Origin of the sequence: Exiguobacterium sp. s95, assembly GCF_018618655.1 — a bacterium.
Classification (GTDB): Bacteria; Bacillota; Bacilli; order Exiguobacteriales; family Exiguobacteriaceae; genus Exiguobacterium_A; species Exiguobacterium_A oxidotolerans.
The window spans coordinates 204,376-223,588 of the sequence record NZ_JACSMM010000002.1 but is presented as its reverse complement, the minus strand read 5'-3'; the positions used below and the strand labels follow the sequence as shown (position 1 = coordinate 223,588).

The following is a 19,213-nucleotide window of genomic DNA, read 5'->3' as shown; positions in this document are numbered from 1 at the left end:
TCCTCTGTTTGAACTACGTTCTCGTTCCTTAACATGCTATGATGATGGTATTACATATATATAAGAGGTGTTGCTCGTGTCGACTGAACGTCTTTGGCAATTGGCTCGTTTCATCGGTGTCATACTCGCCTTGTTTCTCACAGGTTTTATCATCATCCGCCTGTCTTCGTTGATGTATCCGTTCGTCTTCGCATTTTTATTAGCCCTACTCAGTCGTCCGCTTGTCGACTTTTTCCAAAAACGTCTTCGACTCAACCGTGGTTGGGGTGCGTTATTGTCCATCATCTTAATGAGCGGTCTTTTGATTGGGTCACTCGTCTTGATTGTCATGCAACTGATTCGAGGACTCGTCTTCGTCGCCAATCAACTCCCGGACCAAATCCAGGAACTCAGTCTCTACTTCCAAAAGCTCTACAATGACAAATTGGCCCCGATGTGGAACGACGCTTCGGAAGCGCTCCGGTCACTCGGTCCGTCACAACAGAATACGGTTCAAAACAGTATCGAATCACTCGGAAGCTCACTTGCAAGCTTCATCGGCGAGGGATCTAAAAGTATCGCCACGATGTTGCAAAGTGTGTTAGCGACCTTACCTTCAATCGCCTTGATTCTCGTCATCGTTCTGCTCGCCTGGTTTTTCCTCGCGAAAGACTGGCACAAATATGAAATCAGGATGAAACAGTATGAGATGTTCCCCTGGTTCGCACGTGCAGAAACGGTCGTTTCGAGTCTTCGGTCCGCCCTGTTCGGCTACATCAAAGCCCAATTGACATTGATTACGATTACATTTTTCATCGTCTTAATCGGTCTTTTGGTTCTCGGTGTCGATCATCCGTTTGCGATTGCTTTTATTGCCGCTTTCTTTGACATCTTGCCGTATCTAGGTACAGGGTCTGTCTTTTTACCGTGGATTGCTTACTCGATCATCACAGGAGATACGGGACTTGCGATCGGACTTGGTATTCTGTATGCAGTCGTCATTTTGCAGCGTAATATCATGGAACCGAAAATCGTCGGTGACAATATCGGCATCCAGCCGATTACGGCACTGATTGCCTTGTTCGTCGGGATTAAATTTTTCGGGGTCTTCGGTCTGATTCTCGGACCGCTCGTCGCCGTCATCATCAAAGCGTTATATAATGCACAAATCTTTCATTATTTATGGGACTTTATTAAAGGATCACCCACACCATTCCGGTGAGGGTGATTTTTTAGGTGCTGCCGCATATAAGGGATGACCCGTCGCATCAACCGGTCGATGGTTCGGGAGATATTCCACCGGACAAGTCGCCGCGACGGCAAGCAGACAGGCATCAATCCAGTCGTCAGTCGCAACCCCTTTGACGGATTGTTCCCAAAAAGCAGGACATGCGAACTGTCGTAACAATTCTGTCCGCTCCTTTATCCCCTGGACCGTCTTTTTGTTATGGCGGGCCGGTCGTCCCGTCAGGCGGGCAAAACAGACTTCCGGATGCGCCTCATACATGCCGGTTCGGTAGTAGCTTCGGGCTTCCCGAATCTTCGGCAACAAGTACCAGGCTTGTTTTGATAGGCCTAGCCCTGCCATTTGTTTTGACTGCTCGTTTGCCGTTGCATAGTCCTGCGCGTCAAGCGCTGTAATTAAAGGTGCATTAAACACACTGCTCGTCCGCCCCGGCTTCAACTCGTCTCGTAACAGCTGATCGACAAGACGTCGCGCTCCTGTCTCAAGTCCGATCGGCATGTCGATGTAGAGTACGTCGCTATTTTCGAGTTGATCGAGGTGTTCGACGATTTGATAGGAAAACTGCCCCTCTTCAATCGAGACCGCGACCCAGCCGGCTTTTGCCGCGTCAATCCCGGTGACGCGCATTCGTTTTCTCCCGTAGCACCTTCAGTAATGACAAGACCGTAAAGACTCCTAAAAACGTAGCCCACGCTAGCGAAACGCGTGAACCCGACTCTACATACCAGACGATGCTGAGCACCGTCATGATGAGTAAGAGGACGTTCAGCCATCTCATCCTTCTTGTTCAGCGAACCGGTAAAGACTTCGAACCATGACACCTGTCGCTCCTTTTGGACCAAGCTCCGATGCTGATTTTTGCTCTGATGTTCCGGCGATATCAAGATGGAGCCATGGCGTTTTCCCGACGAATTCACCAACGAACGCTCCGCCAAAGATCATGTGTCCCATCCGTCCCGGTGAGTTATTTAAATCAGCGACTTCCGAACGGCGCACTTGTTTAATGAATTGATCGACGTACGGCATCTGCCAAATCATCTCGTTCGTCTCTTTTGTGATGGTTTCAAAACGGCTGTACAAAGCTTGGTCGTTCGTTAAGGCACCCGTGATTTCTGTCCCGAGCGCAACGAGCACTCCACCCGTCAATGTCGCGAGATCAATAATCATTTTCGGATTGTATTCTTTTGCATAGGTGACAGCGTCCGCTAAGACGAGACGCCCTTCCGCATCCGTATTCAAGACTTCAATCGTTTTTCCAGCCATCGATGTAATGACATCATCCGGCTTGAAGGCATCACCTGAAATCATATTGTCCGTTGCCGGAATCACTCCAAGGATGTTGACGTTCGGCTTGAGTTGACCGAGGGCTTCGAATAAGCCGAGGACGGCTGCTGCACCACCCATGTCCCCCTTCATGCCGACGATACCGTCTTTTGGTTTAATCGAGTAACCACCTGTATCGAACGTGACACCTTTTCCGACGACGGCGATTGGTGCTGCATCACCCGCCCCTTTATATTCGAGGACGATCATTTTCGGCGGGATTGTCGAGCCTTGATTGACGGCAAGCATCGCCCCCATGCCGAGTGCTTCCATTTCTTCTTTTTCAATGACTTTTAACGCATGTCCATGACGTTCTGCAATGAAACGAGCTTCGTCAGCGAGTGCCGGCGCCGTCAGGATGTTCCCAGGCATCGTGACGAGACGACGGGCTAAGTTCGTTGCTTCAGCGAGGGCATGCCCGCGTACTGCTTCTTGTTCCCCTTCATCGGACCAAATCGTCAAATCGAGTTCGTACGAAACGCTTGGACCTGTTTTGTAGTGTTTGACGTCATATGTAGCAAGTGCAAACGTCTCAGCGATCAACTCGGCAGGTTTCCCCGGGAATGTCGCAGCATCAACCGTGACGTTCGATAGCTTCCGGACTTTTAAAAATTGGGCGGCTTTTCCTAACAGTCGACGTAACTCATCTTGAGATAGACGGTCCGCTTTACCAAGACCGACAAATAACACACGGGCAATCGTCCCCGTCAACGTCGGCAATAACCGGAGTTCGCCTTGTTTCGTCGAAATATCTCCACCGCGGACCCACTCATCAAACCGCTCCGGATAAAGTGCCTGAATCCGTTCTTCCATTTGTGCATTTCCTGAGATACCGACGACGAGTACTTCGATGTCTGCTTGCTGATCTACTTGTTTTAATCGCATCTTAAAAATCCCCCTTTAGTGTTACTAATAAGTATGAAGTGTTTTGCGCCATTTTCCAACTGATAGCCATCACGCAGCTTGAAAACGCTCTCATTTTTGACGTTCGGTAATTTGTCGAAATGCACGGCTCCAAACAATTGTTGCCCGTTTCACAATGTGATAGGATTAACAGGTGAAAAGTACAGGCACTTCATAGAAACGTTCATTTTGGTAACGACAGAAATGTCTACGTTTTCATTCAAAGGGAGAGTTCGCAGTCGACCCGTTAAGAGAGATGCGTTTATGGGTATCTATAGATAGCAGAGAAACGACGTCGTTGCGGCGAAAAAAACTTACTGAAAAGAGGGTAATGCACATGGCACAACATATCAAGGGAATTGGCGCTTCTGCAGGGATCGCGATTGCAAAGGCATTCGTGATGGAAACACCTGTCTTTGACATTCCAAACAATAAAATCGAGGATTCAGCAGCTGAAAAGGAACGGTTCCAGGCAGCGATCGCTCAATCAAAAGGTGAACTCGAAATCATCCGTGAGAACACATTAAAAGAACTCGGTGCAGACAAAGCAGAAATCTTCTCAGCTCACTTGTTGATCCTCGAAGATCCTGAAATCGTCAGCCAAGTCAACGCAAAAATCGACGAGGACAAAACGAACGCAGCGCAAGCACTCGACGAAGTCTCACAAATGATGGTGACAATCTTTGAATCGATGGACAACGAGTACATGCGCGAACGTGCAGCTGACGTCCGTGACGTAACAAAACGGACAATGGCACATCTTCTCGGTATTACATTCGTCACACCTGCACAAATCAACGAAGAAGTCATCATCATTGCAGAAGACTTAACACCATCAGACACTGCCCAACTCAACCGGAAGTACGCAAAAGGTTTTGCGACGAACATCGGTGGACGGACTTCGCACTCGGCGATCATGTCACGTTCTCTTGAAATTCCAGCAGTCGTCGGGACAAAAGTCGTCCTGACTGAAGTCAAACACGGTGATTTCTTGATTCTTGACGGAGCGGAAGGCGATGTCATCGTCAACCCTTCAAGCGAACAAATCGCAGAGTACGAAGAAAAACGCTCAGCATATATCGCTCAAAAAGAAGAATGGAAAAAACTCAAAAACGAAAAAACAGTTACAGCAGACGGTCATCACGTCGAGCTTGCAGCGAACATCGGAACACCAAACGATGTCAAAGGTGTGCTTGAGAACGGTGCGGAAGCAGTCGGTCTCTACCGGACTGAATTCCTCTACATGGATGCGGAAACGTTCCCGACGGAAGATGAGCAATTCACAGCATACAAAACAGTTCTCGAGTCGATGGGCGATAAAAAAGTTGTCATCCGGACACTTGATATCGGTGGGGATAAAGAACTTTCATACCTTGACCTTCCACACGAAATGAACCCGTTCCTTGGTTACCGTGCAATTCGTCTTTGCCTGGACCAAACTGACTTGTTCCGGACACAACTTCGTGCGTTGCTTCGTGCAAGTGCATACGGCAAACTTGCTGTCATGTTCCCGATGATTGCAACACTCGAAGAATTCCGTGCAGCAAAAGCGTTACTTCTTGAAGAAAAAGCGAACCTTCAAGGTGAAGGTGTAACGGTTTCTGACGACATCGAAGTCGGAATGATGGTCGAAATTCCGGCGACAGCAGTCATGGCGAAACAATTCGCGAAAGAAGTCGACTTCTTCTCTGTCGGAACAAACGACTTGATTCAATACACAATGGCGGCAGACCGGATGAACGAAAAAGTTTCGTATCTCTACCAACCGTTCAACCCTGCCATCTTGAACCTCTTGAACAACGTCATCACAGAAGCACACAAAGCCGGTAAATGGGTCGGCATGTGTGGTGAGATGGCGGGAGAAGAACTCGCACTCCCAATCCTCCTCGGACTCGGACTCGACGAATTCTCAATGTCTGCTTCTTCTGTCCTTCGCGCACGCAGCTTGATGACGCGCCTGAACAAAACAGAGTGTGAAGCAATCGTTGAGCAAGTCCTCGACATGGATACAGCCGAAGACGTCGTCAACTTCCTCAGCACGACATTCGATATTAAAAAATAATTTTTTCGGACACGTCCCATCTCGGGGCGTGTTTTTTTGTCGCGTCAAAAGGAACCGTTATTTATACAGACTGTAGACTAACCCTTATGAAGATTAAAAAGTTTTTATAGGTATGGCCTGCCCTGACCGCGCTTCCCCATCTCGACTCGTCTACATAACACATGTTGCCCAATGTCGCTCTTCCTACACCCTAGTTCAAAAGCTAATATTCATCTGTGCGCTTCCTGTAGAAGCCTCGATTTCTTGAATACAAAAAAAGGGCTGACTCCAAAGTTACTCTAACATCAGTCTTAGTGACGGACGGTTCCGACATCCTCGCTTTCCACGGGCGGAATGTAAGCCGCAGCAACCCGCGTTTCATGCGGTCATGCCGGGTCTTCCCTATTCCTGACGGAAGCGCTGATCGCGCTTCCTTTTCCCATAGGAGTCGAGGATGAACGTTCCGCCCTGTACGCAAAAAAACGCCGATGATTCCGTCTTTCACATACGGAGTCATTGGCGTTTTCGATATCTATTCTTCTCGGTCCTGACTGATGTGTATCTAAGCCGCACATCGAAAAGGAAAAAGTATGCACTCGTTTTATTCGAATCCCACAGGAGAGCGTATCCTGTTTCCTGTTGGAGAAAAACACGCGTGTGAAAGAGTGATTCCTTTTACGTCAGTCTCTTTCCTATCAAAAATGACTTGAATTATGCTTGTTTCGTTTGTGGTCGATCGCCTTGTTCTTCTTTTAAGATTGGTCGTTCATTACCCATGAAGAACACGAAGATGACACCCAGTATCGCTGGAATCAACGCCCACATATAAACAGAGGAAATCGAATCTGCAAGTGCTGTTTTAATCGCTGTCGCCACTTCCGGTGGCATCTTCGCAAATGCTGCTGCTGTCGGGAACTGTCCACCGTCCGGTGCGCTGCCGCCAGGTAATTGCTCACTAACAGATGACGTAAACGTCCGTGATTGAACGATTCCGAGAATCGTTACACCAAGTGTCATCCCGATTGTCCGGAACGTCGAGCCCATCGATGTCGCCGCACCACGACGTTTCATCTCGATGCCATTGATGCTTGCAAGATTCAATAAAGAGAAACTGAAGCCGACACCAAAACCTAAGATGATCATATAAATCGTAACGGCAGTCCGTGTCGTCTCAAGTGACATCGTACTTAATAAATAAACACCAAGAACAAAGAACACGGCCGAGAGCATCATGACATTTCGGAACCCGTATTTATTCGGGAGACGTCCTCCGAGTTGCGCCGAAACTACTGAAGCAATCAACATCGGCATCAAGATCAGACCTGAGTTCGTCGCACTGCCGCCAAAGACACCTTGGACGAAAATCGGAATGAAGACACTTGCGGAGATGAAGACGAATCCATAAAAGAATGCGACCCCTTGCGTCGCTGCGAACAGGCGACGACTGAATAGACTGAACGTAATGACCGGATCAGCTGCCCGGCGTTCAATCAGACCAAAGAGGATAAATAACACGAGTGATAAACCAAACAAACCAAGAATTTGTGGTGAACTCCACGCATACTCTTTCCCACCGAGTTCAAGCCCGAGCAGGAACGTGACTAATCCAGCGACCAATGTCGCGGCACCCGCATAATCAATTTTTTGAGTCCGGTGAATCGGTGATTCTTTATAGAATAGAGAAACGAGCGCCAACGCAATTAAACCAAGTGGAATGTTGATATAAAACACCCAGCGCCAGTTAATTGCGTCCGTCAAAACGGCTCCAAGCAATGGTCCGAAAATACTTGAAATTCCGAAGACTGCTCCGAACAAACCACTGACTTTCCCTCGTTTTTCTGGTGGGAAAATATCAAAAATGATTGTAAAAGCAATCGGCATCAAGGCACCGCCACCTAGTCCTTGAACGGCACGATAAATCGATAACTCTGTAATCGAATCTGCGACACCACACAGGATACTCCCTACGATGAAGAGCAACATACCGAATAAGAAAAATCGTTTCCGCCCATACATGTCACTTAACTTACCGAAAATTGGCATCCCTGCGACCGTCGCGATCATGTAAGCGGACGTGACCCAGGCATATTGATCAAAACCATTCAGTTCACTGACAATCGTCGGCATTGCTGTTGCAACGATTGTATTGTCCATCGCCGCTACTAAAATCCCGATCAATAATCCAAGAACGACATAATTCGTCTTTGTCTTTGTTTCTGTTGTAGTCGAAGCCATCGACTCACCTCTTTCTTAAAATATAGCTAATCTTCATAATAGCTTACTCATTGTATCATCATATGTGCAAATTCTCATTACTGAATGTTTTTGGACTACAAAAAAAATCGTATCCGACAATTTCGTCGAATACGATTTCGAGGTCCCATTATTTTTTAAATGACGTCATTTAATCTCATACGTGACTTTCTCTCCTGCTTCAACCGTCCGGCCAATATCAACCGTTACTTTCCGGTCACCACTGTTCGTGACAATGATCGGCGTTAAGAGTGACGGCACAAGCGGTCGAATTTGTTCGAGATCGACGTTCAACAGTGGTGTTCCTGGCTCAACACGATCTCCCGCTTTCGCGAGTGCTTCAAAACCTTTTCCTTCGAGTGAAACCGTATCGATTCCGATGTGAATTAAAATCTCATCACCATTATCGGCCAGGATTCCAATCGCGTGTTTCGTTGGGAAGAAGGTCGTGATTTCACCGGACACTGGAGAAACAACATAACCTTCAGTTGGTTCGATTGCATACCCGTCCCCCATCATCCGGCCAGAGAAGACTTGATCCGGTACATCATCAAGCGAACGAATCGTTCCGCTCAGCGGCGAGACGTATCCGTCACTTGGTACATACTCTCCACCTGATCCTGCTAAGTCTTCCCGTTCTTCCCCACGTGACTCAGCTCCAGTCGGAACTTGCGGAATCGGGTCAGCTTCTGGTTTTTCAGGTGGTTGATAATTTGGATCGTTCATGATTTCTGCCATTTCCGTCTTGATGCCATCTGATTTCGGACCGAAGATGGCTTGGACATTATCGCCAACTTCTAATACACCGGCTGCGCCAAGTTCTTTCAGACGATCCTTGTTGACACCCGATTTATCATTAACGGTAATCCGCAGACGTGTGATACACGCATCGAGGTGTTTGATATTCGATGGTCCACCAAACGCTTGCAGAATCTCATATGGGAGCTCACCAGCCGTCGCACCAGCTGTTGCCGCCCCTTCCTTAATTGCTTCACGTCCTGGAATTTTTAAATCAAACTTCGTGATCACAAAACGGAATCCGAAGTAATAAATGACGGCGAAGACTAAACCAACCGGTATAACGAGCCACCAGGCGGTCCTGTTCGGTAAGATTCCGAATAAGGTGTAGTCAATCAATCCACCTGAGAAGGTCATCCCGATTTTAACGTTCAAGATGTCCATGATCATAAATGACAATCCTGCAAAAACAGCGTGGACTGCAAACAATAACGGTGCCACGAACACGAATGAAAACTCGACTGGTTCCGTGATCCCTGTCAGGAACGATGTTAAAGCAGCAGAGAAGTAGAGTCCTTCAACTGCTTTACGACGATCTTTCGCAACCGTATGATACATCGCGAGACAAGCTGCCGGAAGTCCGAACATCATGAACGGATATTTCCCGGTCATATACGTCCCGGCCGTGAACGGAACACCATCTTTTAACTGAGCGAAGAAAATTCGCTGGTCCCCGTTGATAACCGTGCCTGCTTTATCCGTATACTCACCAAATTGGAACCAAAAACTTGAATACCAAATATGGTGAAGACCGAATGGAATGAGTGACCGTTCGACTAAGCCAAAGATGAAGGCTGATAACGTTTCATTTGACTCGATGATTGTTTTCGAGAACGTGTTAATCCCACTCCCGATTGGTGGCCAGATGAAGGACAGTGCAAAACCAGCGACTAAACTGAATAGCGCTGTTGCAATCGGTACGAACCGTTTACCGGCGAAGAATCCAAGAAAGTCCGGTAGTTTGATTTTAAAGAATTTATTATAGCTATATGCGGCAATTAACCCCGCTATGATCCCTCCGAATACCCCCATTTGTAAGGTCGGTATCCCTAATACAGTTGCGTACGATAAGTCACTTGATTGTTGCGCTTCTGAAACTTTTTCCGGTGTGATTTGTAGGAATGAACTGATAACCTTGTTCATGATCAAGAATCCGACGATTGCAGCAAGCCCTGCGACCCCTTCCCCATTCGCAAGACCAATCGCAACCCCGACGGCAAACAGTAATCCTAAGTTCGCAAAGATGATATCCCCTGCGTCTTGCATGACACGCCAGATGACGACGAGCGAATCATTTTCGAGAAAAGGCAGATACTGCGTCAGGTTCGGGTTTTGAAACGCCGTACCAAACGCCAGTAGAAGCCCTGCTGCCGGCAAGATGGCAACTGGTAACATCAATGCTTTACCAATCCGTTGCAACACTCCGAATACATTTTTCCACATCAGTGATTTCCCTCCTTTTTTTGACCAGACTATTTAGTTCATACCCTGAATCTTTCTCCCGCAAAACTAATCACAACAATTCTTTGAAACACAAAAAAATGAGCCTCCCGATTTCGGAAGACTCACTTTACTTAAAGACTTAAACTGATTTTTCTTGTTTACGTGAATTGATGACGGCTTGGATCTCAGATTTGATGTTATCTGATTTTGGTCCGTAGATCGCTTGAACGTTGTTACCCACTTCAAGGACACCAGCGGCTCCAAGTTTTTTCAATTCGTTTTTGTCGACTTTCGACTTGTCGAGAACTTCAACACGAAGACGTGTGATACATGCGTCAAGGTGTTTGATGTTTGATTCAGAACCGAGTGCGTCAAGGATACCCGCTGCGAGCTCAGAACCTTGAGCCAATGAAGTTTCTTGTACTTCATCTTCACGACCTGGTGTTTTCAGGTTGAACTTGCGGATTGCGAAACGGAATCCAACGTAGTAAACGACTGCAAGAACAAGACCGACGACGATGACGAGCCACCACTGCGTACGTCCTGGAAGGACACCGAAGAGAAGGAAGTCAATCAATCCACCAGAGAATGTCATCCCGATTTTAACGTTCAAGAGTTGCATTGTCATGAATGAAAGACCAGCGAAAACTGCGTGTACTGCGAACAAGATTGGAGCAACGAATAAGAATGCGAATTCGATTGGCTCTGTGATACCTGTTAAGAAAGCTGTAAGTGCTGCTGACCCAAGAAGACCACCAACGACTGCGCGACGCTCTGGGCGTGCTTCATGGTACATTGCAAGTGCTGCTGCTGGAAGACCGAACATCATGAACGGGAATTTACCAGTCATGAACGTACCAGCTGTTAATTCAACGTTGTCTTTTAACTGTGCGAAGAAGATTGCTTGGTCACCGCGGACAACATCTCCTGCTGCGTTCGTGTACGAACCGAATTCGAACCAGAACGGTGCGTAGAAGATATGGTGAAGACCAAACGGAATCAATGAACGCTCAATGAGACCGAAGACGAAAGCTGCAAGCGTCGGGTTTTTCTCCATCATGAAGTGAGAGAATGAGTTCAACCCGTCTTGAGCGAATGGCCATACGAAGACAAGTACAAGACCTGCGAACAATGAAACGACTGCTGTAACGATTGGAACGAAACGTTTACCTGCGAAGAATCCGAGGAACTGCGGCAATTCAAGATTGTGATACTTACCGTAAGCCCAGGCTGCGAGTAAACCGATGATGATACCACCGAAGACACCTGTTTGAAGTGTCGGAATACCAAGTACGTTTGCGTACCCTTGACCGTTTGCGACCATTTCTGGTGTAACGCCGAGCCAAACACTCATCGTTTTGTTCATGATCAAGAATCCGACGATTGCTGCAAGTCCGGCTGCGCCGTCCCCTGCTAAACCAATCGCGACACCGACCGCGAATAAGAGTGCTAAGTTACCGAAGATGATATCCCCGGCTGCTTCCATCAATTTTGCAACCTTGATGATCGCATCATTTTTTAAGAACTCGAGTTTTGACGTCAAGTTCGGATTTTGCATCGCGTTACCGAATCCAAGTAAGATCCCGGCAGCTGGCAAAATCGCAACAGGAAGCATTAACGCTTTACCGACACGTTGAAGAACAGCGAAAATCTGTTTGAACATGTGTGTTTCCTCCTCTTAATCTAAAATCTAGGAATAATGAATAATACCAATGACAGGTTGAAAAAAGTCAGACATCCGACCGATTTTTACAGAAAAAAATCAGGCACGAGCGGATTGTAGAACAAAATACACTTATTCCGCGAAATGAATCTAACGGAAATAAACCATTTTGTCCGACTTCCCACTCATGCCTGATCGTATCAGTAACACGTAGTCCGTGCGGTCATTTACCTAAATCGTACTGCACTAAGCGTTGCAGATGCATCGTAAGATACGTCGCCTCACCGCGCGGTACCGCTTTCTTCAACTGACGTTCCATGATGGACATCAGCTCCCAAGCAGTATCATAGCACAGGGGATATTCTTCACGCAATAGCTTTTCTACTTTTTCTGGCGCCTCTAGGTACTCCCCATTGGAAACCCTTTCAATCGCCGAGCGGAGATGGCGAATTAAACGCTTATAATCCAACGATTTTCGATCGATTTTAATTTCTAGCCGTTGCTCGATATGACTCGCAATTAATCCGACGAGTTGATGATGACGATTGACTTCGAGCACATCTTTAAAGTTCGTCGCCGAATGAATATGGAGTGCGATGAATCCTGTTTCTGCCGGCGGAAGATAAAAATTCATCTCGGCACTGATGAATTCAACGATTTCCTCAGCAAGCGCATATTCTTCCGGATACAAAGCTTCCGTTTCCGCTAAAAAGGGATTCGTGACCTCCATCCCTTGTTCGAGCCGCTTGAACGTAAACGTCAAATGATCCGTCAGTCCGATATGGATATGTTCATCAACGCGCTTACCGAACCGCGTTTCAATCATCGAGACGATATCATTCATCAAGGCGACGAAATTTTCATCTAAATGCCCGACGAGTGCTTTATATTGGTCTTGCTCTTCTTTATCCTTCAAGGTATAGACTTTTTCTAATTTTTCAAGATCCGTCAGTTGATCGCCTGGCTTCCGTCCGAAGCCAATCCCTTTTGCGAGGATAATGACTTCCTGATTTGCACCAGTCGAACAAATGACGACATTATTATTCAAGACTTTGATAACGTGGTACATTTGTTTATCCATTCGCTCTCAACCCTATCTGCTCTTACACATTTTTTAAAGACACTGTTTTTATTATAACGTGTTTCCACGCACTAAAAAAGCCTACTTACTCAAGTAGGCTTTAAAACATTTGGTAACCGCTTTTACGTAGGAAACGAATCGACATTCCGGCAATGATGATACCGGCAAGTCCTGCCGCAAACATCGTAACGTCCGCTGTCTGCAAACCCATGATTCGATCACCTAACGCTGGAATTGCTTTTTTCGCATTCGTAAAATATTCAAGCGTCGACTGATTATCAATCATCATGATGATGATGACCGGATATAAGACGAGCATAATCCATGTGCTACGTAACAACATGTTTAAGATAAAACCAATACTAAAGAACATGACGAGATAAAGTACACTCCCGATCACGGCTTGGATAATATGCATAATGTTCCCCCTTTAAATCTCTTCGTCTAGTATAACCGACAAAAAAGGCAAATGCACGAGTGTACATTTGCCTAAAAGGTGAACTTAGAATTTACCTTTTTTGATCGCAAGACCAATTTTCTTCAGTTCAAGGAAATGTTTGTTGTCGATGACTTTTTTCATGAATGATGCGTTACGACCATAAATCTTCTTACCGAAGACCATACCGATCCCATCTTTATGACCAAGTGATGCGACTGTTCCTTTATTTTCATATGTGAACGTCGATGTTTCACGTCCACCGATGAGTGCTGAAATGTTTTCAGCGACTTTATGCGCTTGTTGTGTCGCGATTTGTGCTGTTGGCGGGTATGGACGGTTTGAACTTGGGTCCATGACTGCTGAACAGTCACCAATCATGAAGACATTGTCATGTCCAGGGACACGAAGATCTTCCTCAACGACAACACGGTTACGCATTGCTTCGAAACCTGATGCCGCAACGACCGGGTTCCCACTGACGCCACCTGTCCAAATGATTGTGTTCGCTTCAATCGTTTCTGTTGTATCACCTTGGAGTGGACCAAACGTAACCGTTCCAGGACCACATTCCTTGATGCCGTTACCGAGTTTGAACTCGATCCCTTGGCGCTCAAGCCATTTGTGTGCGTAGTTGACGAGATCCGCATCAAACCCAGGAAGGACAGTCGGAGCTGCCTCGATGTTGACGACACGCACGAGTTCGCGTGGGATATCGTATTGTTTACAAAGCTCTGGAATCCGGTTGACGAGCTCACCCATGAACTCGATTCCTGTAAATCCAGCTCCACCGACAACGATCGTCAGAAGTGAACGATCCGTTGAACCAGTCGTTTTGTATTCTGCAAATGAATAGTCGATGTGTTCTTTGATTTTCCGGACACTGTTCAATGAGCTGATCGTTAGAGCGTTCTCTTTCAATCCTTTGATTCCGAAAGTCTCTGGAACGCCACCGAGTGCAACGACGACGTAATCGTAAGGAACAGCTCCACCGTCTTGAAGTTTCACTGTGTTGCTTGCCGTATCGACTTTTTCAACAATCCCTTTAACGAGTTTGACGCGTGAAGGATTGATGACATCATTGATATAGATGCGCGCTTGTTCTGCTGACATCGTACCTGCCGCAGGTTCATGTAACCAAGTAGTTTGGTAATGATAGTCGTGTTTGTTGATCAATGTGATGTTGGCTTGATCGACGCCAAGTTTCTTTTGAAGGTTGACTGCTGTGATCAATCCACCGTAGCCGGCTCCAAGAATAACAATGTTAGGTGTGTTCATGTTCTGATACTCCTTACGAATGGTAGTTTTGTTGTGATTTTCTTCACATTCAATTACAAATAAATGCTCAAAAACTTTGTTCAAATAATGTTCACATGTCTATAAGCCTATTGAAACACTTTTTCTGACGGATTGCAAAAGAAAATTCTAGAAATGCTGAAAAAAATGTAAGATTTCCCGTACTTGCAACACCCGCCCCTCCTACCTATATAATAGGAGTATCCAACTATAGGAGGGAATCAGATGTACCAACCATATGATGTCACGATTATCGGGGGCGGTCCAGTCGGATTGTTCACCGCGTTTTATTCAGGGATGCGTCAGATGAAGACGAAAGTCATCGAAAGTCTCCCCCAACTCGGTGGGCAACTGGCGACGCTTTATCCCGAGAAATATATATATGATATTGCCGGCTTCCCGAAAGTCAAAGCTCAGGATTTAGTCGATCGTTTGCTTGAACAAGCAAATGAATTTGACCCGACGTATGTCCTCGGCGAAACGGTCGTCGCCTACGAGCGCCTCGAAGACGGAATCATCCGCCTCGTGACGAACAAGGGAGAACACTTCACGAAGACCGTCATCTTGACGGCAGGTAACGGCTCGTTCGCCGCCCGTCCACTTGGTGTTGCCGATGCTGAACGTTTCGAAACGAGTAACTTGCACTATTTCGTCAATGAAATGGATCGCTTCAAAGATCGTCAAGTCGTCTTACTCGGTGGTGGCGATTCCGCTGTCGACTGGTCATTGATGCTTGAGCCGATCGCGAAATCCGTCACGCTCGTTCACCGTCGCGATAAGTTCCGTGCACATGAACATTCAGTCGAACTGCTCCACAACTCATCCGTCAATGTCATGACACCGTATACGCTCGAATCCGTTACCGGTGAAGAGAGTATCGAAACTCTGACGTTCAAACATGCGGAAACGGAAGAAGTCATCGTCGTCGGGGCAGATGACGTCGTCTGTAACTTCGGTTTCGTTTCGTCGCTCGGCCCGTTAAAAGAATGGGAAGTCGAGTTTGAACGGAATTCGATTCGCGTCAATTCGAAAATGGAGACGGCGATCCCCGGCATCTTTGCCTGTGGTGACATCGCGACGTACGACGGTCGTGTCAAATTGATTGCGACCGGCTTCGGTGAAGCACCGATTGCTGTCAATCAAGCGAAACTACTCGTCGATCCGTCCGCCCGTCATCCACAACACTCGACAAGCCTGTTCGAAAAAGTAAAAAATCATTAAGTGACATGAAGAAGAAGCGTTTCCTCGGTGTAAATCGAAGGAACGCTTCTTTTTTTGCAGTTCCTAAAAAAATCTGTGTTCTTCTTTATGAAGCAACAATCGGTAAAGCAACTTGGTATACATATTCCTCTAGCTCTTTCCCACCGCGTTCAATCACACATTCGGAAACACGGATACCTCCGAGTCGTTCATAAAAGTGGCAGGCCGGATTATCCGCGAGCACGGCAATGATGAGTGACGTAACACCATGTTCCTCCAACTGACGGACGACACGGTTGACTAAGGCGCGACCGATTCCGCGCCCTTGATACGAACGCAACAAATAGATCGCTGACAGTTCGCCTTCCGTCGATTCTGTTTGATTTTGCTTCCCGTGGGCAAAACCAATCAAACCTTTTGCGTCGACAGCAACAAAAACAAGTCCATCAACTAACAATTCCCGCCATGCAGCGGCACGCTTTTCTGTCGACAACTGATCGAGGTAGTCGTCAGGAATGATGCCGCGATAGGTCTCTTGCCACGCTGAAACATGGACGGTGGCGATTGCTTCAGCGTCGTCTAACGTCGCTCGCCGTATCTGCATCTCGAAACCCCCTTCCTCAAATTAAAAATCATCCTAATCAAAGTAGGATGATTAGAATGATGTTAAGACAGCGGAACGTTGAATCGTCGTACACGTGTCCCGTCTTCTTTCATAAATGACTCCAGTTCTTCTCCGCCGTTCGCTTCGATGACACGTCCTGATGCGATGTTGTCTGCACTGCACGTAATCAAGACCGATGTTAACCCGCGTTCTTTTGCGACTTCGAGTGCTTGACGCAGACCTTCTGTCGCGTAACCGCGCTTCCGGGCGCTCGGCCGAATCCCGTATCCGATATGTCCCCCGATTTGTTTTAAACCATCGTTTAAGTCATGACGGAAGTTCACAGCACCGACGATTTGTTTCCCGTCGTAAAACCAATACGTCGAGTGCGTCACCCAGTTCTCTGGAGCCGTCAATGCCTCTTGTTCCTGCTCCTCTAAAAAATCAGCGAGAGGTAAAAACGTTTTGCTGACGACACTCGGGACAATCGTTTCACCCGATTGTTCCCATTCTGCCAAAAAGTCTAAATACTCCGCTTCGAGATGGACGGACGGTTTTACTAACGTAATCATTTGTGATTTCGTACCTCCTCTTCAATGAGTCGATCGAGCCACTCGTCGACGTGTTGGAATAAATAGCCGGCTTTTTTCGCTGCTGACGTATCCATGTAGAAATCACGTTCCGGCGCCAGTGGTGATTCATCGTCGCCCGTCGTCGCGAACGTTGATTCCGTTCCTGCGACACGGTCAATCTTATCCATCAAATCTTGAATCGATAACACCCCGTCACTCGCTGCATTGATTGGTCCTGTCATCGTCGAACGACCACACCATTCAAGGAACGAGGCCGCTTCATAGCTTGAGATATATCCCATCTTCGCATAGAGGTTTTTAGCAACCACAGGAGTCCCTGCGAGCGCACGTTTCACATGGAAGACGAGACGTTCCGTGTAATCATCCGGTCCTAAGACGACCGGGAAACGAACGGCGATAACAGGAAATGTCGCCCGTTGAAAGAAATAACTTTCTGCTTGGCGCTTTCCTTCCCCGTAATCATGTTCCTGTTCCAAGTCATATTTCCCGGGAAACGGATTGAAATCCCGCTCTGAAAGATTTGCTCCTCCCCCGTCATAGACGGACATCGTCGACGTTAAGATGTAGCGTCCGACCTTTCCTTCGAATGCATCGACGGCAAGTTTTGCTTGATATGGATTAAAACAAATATTGTCGTAGATGATATCCCAGTTTTGACTCCCTAAATCTTTCATCGTACTGCTTGACGTCCGGTCCCCTTTAAAGAATGTCAAGCCCTTCGCGACAGGTGGCGTATGTTCCCCCCGTGTGACGAGCGTCACATCATCGCCGGCGTCAGCGAGTCGTAATGCCAGGCGTCTTCCAAAATAACGTGTCCCACCAAAAATCAACACTTTTCGCATCGATAGTCCTCCTTAATGATGACGTACTCATTCCGTTGCCTTACTGTCTTCTCTACCCGATTCTTAAAATCCTGTATCGCACGAAAAAACAAAAAAACGCGGACTCTGAGGTCCACGTTGTGAGTTAGCAACCACCGGGTGTCCCGGCGTTCGTCGCTGTTCTGAATGATGTCCCGCAGCCGCATGTCGCGATTGCATTCGGATTCGTGATTGTGAATCCGCCACCGAGCATCGATTGTTTATAGTCAATTTCTAATCCTTTGACGACCGGATAGTCTTTTTCATTGACGATGACATTGACACCATGTTGCTCAAATGTCAGGTCCGTCTCCTTTTGGCTATCGAAACCCATTCCGTAGGAGAGACCACTGCATCCGCCACCTTGAACGAGCATGCGGAGATTTCTTTCATCGTCCGGCGCTTGTTGCATCATCTCTTTGACTTGAAGAGCAGCTGCTTCTGTTAATTGGATCATGTAATCACCTTCCCTTTTTCTATAGTATACGCAACTTTACGTAGATTCGAAACCTAGTTGCTTGAAACTATCTTGAATTCGTTGTATAAATGAATTGTATCAAAAAAATTAAATCGTTCCATCTTCAGGGCAGGGTGAAATTCCCGACCGGCGGTAAACAGACTTTTGTCTGAAGCCCGCGAGCGAATAGGGCGCTATTTGCTGATTCTGTGTGACTCAGGAGCCGACAGTATAGTCTGGATGGGAGAAGATGGCGGCATGTATATAGACTTATTCCGATTTTGCACATTTCGGATAGGCTTATTTTATTGCGGACTTCTCCCCTGTTGAATCTTATTCAACGGGGGTTTATTTTGGACGCAGTCATGCCAATACTTCATCGAGAGGAACGAAAAAAAGGAGATTTTACTCGTATGAAACGCACTCAAAAAATGGTCACACTCTCAATGTTAGGTTCAATTTCATTTGTTCTTATGTTACTCAACTTCCCACTACCCTTTTTACCGAACTATTTAAAAATCGACTTCAGTGATGTCCCGGCGTTAATTGCTGCTATCATGTTCTCACCGGTAGCGGGTGTAATCGTCGAAGCATTGAAGAACGTTCTCTATTATATTTTCCGCGGAAGCGGTGTTCCGGTCGGCGAACTTGCAAACTTTGCAGCGGGTGTTGCTTTCATTCTTCCTGTCAGCTGGTTCTACCATAAAAAGAAATCAACGCAAGGTCTTGCAACCGGCTTAGTCGCAGGAACAATTACCATGGCACTTGGACTTGCGATTCTCAACTATGTGTTGATCCTCCCGGCATATGCTTGGTTCTTCGGGATGGACTACATGCTTGATCCGGCTGTCAAATGGACAACGATCATCGCTGGTATCTTGCCGTTCAACATCATCAAGGCCCTCTTCATCTCAGCACTCTTCATTCCGCTGTTCTTAAAATTAAAACCTTGGATCAACCGTCGTCAACAAGCTGCATAAGTCCTAGGCGCGCCCGCCGACCGACAAAATCCCCCACTTCATTTGAGGTGGGGGATT

The 19,213-nt window shown here is 46.9% G+C and carries 17 protein-coding genes and 1 riboswitch; of the genes, 4 read left to right on the top strand and 13 right to left on the bottom strand.

What is annotated here, in order from left to right; translation table 11 throughout:
• The first annotated feature begins 76 nt into the window (after positions 1–76).
• Positions 77–1,201, top strand: coding sequence for a sporulation integral membrane protein YtvI (ytvI, locus tag KNP99_RS05810; RefSeq protein ID WP_159173454.1), 1,125 nt, complete (start codon positions 77–79; stop codon positions 1,199–1,201).
• On the opposite strand, the gene KNP99_RS05805 is transcribed toward ytvI, so the two are convergent.
• From KNP99_RS05805 to KNP99_RS05795, 3 genes are read right to left on the bottom strand one after another with little or no spacing between them, the layout of a single operon-like run.
• On the bottom strand, positions 1,181–1,852 hold the full coding sequence (locus KNP99_RS05805; RefSeq protein ID WP_215193100.1) for a DUF429 domain-containing protein: 672 nt from the start codon (positions 1,850–1,852) through the stop codon (positions 1,181–1,183). The genes ytvI and KNP99_RS05805 overlap by 21 nt on opposite strands.
• Positions 1,833–2,003 (bottom strand): hypothetical protein, encoded by a 171-nt coding sequence (locus tag KNP99_RS05800; protein ID WP_157898492.1) that lies wholly within the window; start codon positions 2,001–2,003, stop codon positions 1,833–1,835. Before KNP99_RS05800 ends, KNP99_RS05805 begins: the two co-directional genes overlap by 20 nt.
• Positions 2,000–3,433: a leucyl aminopeptidase gene (locus tag KNP99_RS05795; protein WP_215193099.1), complete on the bottom strand. Its 1,434-nt coding sequence runs from the start codon at positions 3,431–3,433 to the stop codon at positions 2,000–2,002. The genes KNP99_RS05800 and KNP99_RS05795 overlap by 4 nt, the downstream gene beginning before the upstream one ends.
• A 355-nt stretch (positions 3,434–3,788) precedes the next feature.
• On the opposite strand from KNP99_RS05795, the gene ptsP reads away from it, so the two are divergent.
• Positions 3,789–5,513, top strand: coding sequence for a phosphoenolpyruvate--protein phosphotransferase (ptsP, locus tag KNP99_RS05790; RefSeq protein ID WP_214766917.1), 1,725 nt, complete (start codon positions 3,789–3,791; stop codon positions 5,511–5,513).
• Positions 5,514–6,203: 690 nt separating this feature from the next.
• On the opposite strand, the gene KNP99_RS05785 is transcribed toward ptsP, so the two are convergent.
• From KNP99_RS05785 to KNP99_RS05760, 6 genes are all read right to left on the bottom strand, one after another.
• Entirely contained in the window at positions 6,204–7,727 is a 1,524-nt protein-coding gene (locus KNP99_RS05785; RefSeq protein ID WP_214804325.1) for an MDR family MFS transporter, read from the bottom strand.
• A gap of 165 nt (positions 7,728–7,892) precedes the next feature.
• Positions 7,893–9,986 (bottom strand): glucose-specific PTS transporter subunit IIBC, encoded by a 2,094-nt coding sequence (gene ptsG / locus KNP99_RS05780; protein WP_214766915.1) that lies wholly within the window; start codon positions 9,984–9,986, stop codon positions 7,893–7,895.
• A gap of 139 nt (positions 9,987–10,125) precedes the next feature.
• Complete coding sequence (gene ptsG / locus KNP99_RS05775) at positions 10,126–11,649, bottom strand: glucose-specific PTS transporter subunit IIBC (protein WP_088837677.1); 1,524 nt, start codon at positions 11,647–11,649, stop codon at positions 10,126–10,128.
• A 223-nt stretch (positions 11,650–11,872) separates the two neighbouring features.
• Positions 11,873–12,730, bottom strand: coding sequence for a glucose PTS transporter transcription antiterminator GlcT (glcT, locus tag KNP99_RS05770; protein ID WP_029331241.1), 858 nt, complete (start codon positions 12,728–12,730; stop codon positions 11,873–11,875).
• A 100-nt stretch (positions 12,731–12,830) separates the two neighbouring features.
• Positions 12,831–13,148 (bottom strand): YuiB family protein, encoded by a 318-nt coding sequence (locus KNP99_RS05765; protein ID WP_029331243.1) that lies wholly within the window; start codon positions 13,146–13,148, stop codon positions 12,831–12,833.
• 84 nt (positions 13,149–13,232) lie between these two features.
• Positions 13,233–14,444 (bottom strand): NAD(P)/FAD-dependent oxidoreductase, encoded by a 1,212-nt coding sequence (locus tag KNP99_RS05760; protein WP_088837678.1) that lies wholly within the window; start codon positions 14,442–14,444, stop codon positions 13,233–13,235.
• Between the two features lie 243 nt (positions 14,445–14,687).
• Between KNP99_RS05760 and KNP99_RS05755 the strand changes: the two genes are divergently transcribed.
• Positions 14,688–15,683 carry an NAD(P)/FAD-dependent oxidoreductase gene (locus tag KNP99_RS05755; RefSeq protein WP_088837679.1) on the top strand — a complete coding sequence of 332 codons (996 nt, stop codon included), beginning with the start codon at positions 14,688–14,690 and terminating at the stop codon, positions 15,681–15,683.
• Positions 15,684–15,768: 85 nt separating this feature from the next.
• On the opposite strand, the gene KNP99_RS05750 is transcribed toward KNP99_RS05755, so the two are convergent.
• The 4 genes from KNP99_RS05750 to KNP99_RS05735 all read right to left on the bottom strand — a co-directional run bounded on the left by KNP99_RS05750 (position 15,769) and on the right by KNP99_RS05735 (position 18,176).
• A complete protein-coding gene (locus tag KNP99_RS05750; RefSeq protein ID WP_215193098.1) occupies positions 15,769–16,266 on the bottom strand; it encodes a GNAT family N-acetyltransferase in 498 nt (165 codons plus the stop codon).
• 62 nt (positions 16,267–16,328) lie between these two features.
• Positions 16,329–16,838 (bottom strand): GNAT family N-acetyltransferase, encoded by a 510-nt coding sequence (locus KNP99_RS05745; RefSeq protein WP_214766911.1) that lies wholly within the window; start codon positions 16,836–16,838, stop codon positions 16,329–16,331.
• Positions 16,835–17,701, bottom strand: a complete 867-nt coding sequence (locus KNP99_RS05740; protein ID WP_214810594.1) for an NAD-dependent epimerase/dehydratase family protein — start codon at positions 17,699–17,701, stop codon at positions 16,835–16,837. Before KNP99_RS05740 ends, KNP99_RS05745 begins: the two co-directional genes overlap by 4 nt.
• A 124-nt stretch (positions 17,702–17,825) precedes the next feature.
• Positions 17,826–18,176 (bottom strand): HesB/IscA family protein, encoded by a 351-nt coding sequence (locus KNP99_RS05735; protein ID WP_029331252.1) that lies wholly within the window; start codon positions 18,174–18,176, stop codon positions 17,826–17,828.
• 116 nt (positions 18,177–18,292) lie between these two features.
• A riboswitch (FMN riboswitch) is annotated at positions 18,293–18,432 on the top strand.
• A gap of 157 nt (positions 18,433–18,589) precedes the next feature.
• Here KNP99_RS05735 and KNP99_RS05730 point away from each other — a divergent pair.
• Positions 18,590–19,156 carry an ECF transporter S component gene (locus KNP99_RS05730; RefSeq protein WP_088837683.1) on the top strand — a complete coding sequence of 189 codons (567 nt, stop codon included), beginning with the start codon at positions 18,590–18,592 and terminating at the stop codon, positions 19,154–19,156.
• Positions 19,157–19,213 lie beyond the last annotated feature (57 nt).

Coding starts and splice junctions, on each gene's coding strand:
- KNP99_RS05785 (WP_214804325.1), bottom strand. CDS start 7,727: ATGGCTTCGACTACAACAGAAACAAAGACAAAGACGAATTATGTCGTT.
- ptsG (WP_214766915.1), bottom strand. CDS start 9,986: ATGTGGAAAAATGTATTCGGAGTGTTGCAACGGATTGGTAAAGCATTG.
- KNP99_RS05730 (WP_088837683.1), top strand. CDS start 18,590: ATGAAACGCACTCAAAAAATGGTCACACTCTCAATGTTAGGTTCAATT.
- KNP99_RS05805 (WP_215193100.1), bottom strand. CDS start 1,852: ATGCGCGTCACCGGGATTGACGCGGCAAAAGCCGGCTGGGTCGCGGTC.
- KNP99_RS05750 (WP_215193098.1), bottom strand. CDS start 16,266: ATGCAGATACGGCGAGCGACGTTAGACGACGCTGAAGCAATCGCCACC.
- glcT (WP_029331241.1), bottom strand. CDS start 12,730: ATGGATAAACAAATGTACCACGTTATCAAAGTCTTGAATAATAATGTC.
- KNP99_RS05740 (WP_214810594.1), bottom strand. CDS start 17,701: ATGCGAAAAGTGTTGATTTTTGGTGGGACACGTTATTTTGGAAGACGC.
- ptsG (WP_088837677.1), bottom strand. CDS start 11,649: ATGTTCAAACAGATTTTCGCTGTTCTTCAACGTGTCGGTAAAGCGTTA.
- KNP99_RS05755 (WP_088837679.1), top strand. CDS start 14,688: ATGTACCAACCATATGATGTCACGATTATCGGGGGCGGTCCAGTCGGA.
- KNP99_RS05760 (WP_088837678.1), bottom strand. CDS start 14,444: ATGAACACACCTAACATTGTTATTCTTGGAGCCGGCTACGGTGGATTG.
- KNP99_RS05800 (WP_157898492.1), bottom strand. CDS start 2,003: ATGAGATGGCTGAACGTCCTCTTACTCATCATGACGGTGCTCAGCATC.
- KNP99_RS05735 (WP_029331252.1), bottom strand. CDS start 18,176: ATGATCCAATTAACAGAAGCAGCTGCTCTTCAAGTCAAAGAGATGATG.
- KNP99_RS05745 (WP_214766911.1), bottom strand. CDS start 16,838: ATGATTACGTTAGTAAAACCGTCCGTCCATCTCGAAGCGGAGTATTTA.
- ptsP (WP_214766917.1), top strand. CDS start 3,789: ATGGCACAACATATCAAGGGAATTGGCGCTTCTGCAGGGATCGCGATT.
- KNP99_RS05765 (WP_029331243.1), bottom strand. CDS start 13,148: ATGCATATTATCCAAGCCGTGATCGGGAGTGTACTTTATCTCGTCATG.
- KNP99_RS05795 (WP_215193099.1), bottom strand. CDS start 3,433: ATGCGATTAAAACAAGTAGATCAGCAAGCAGACATCGAAGTACTCGTC.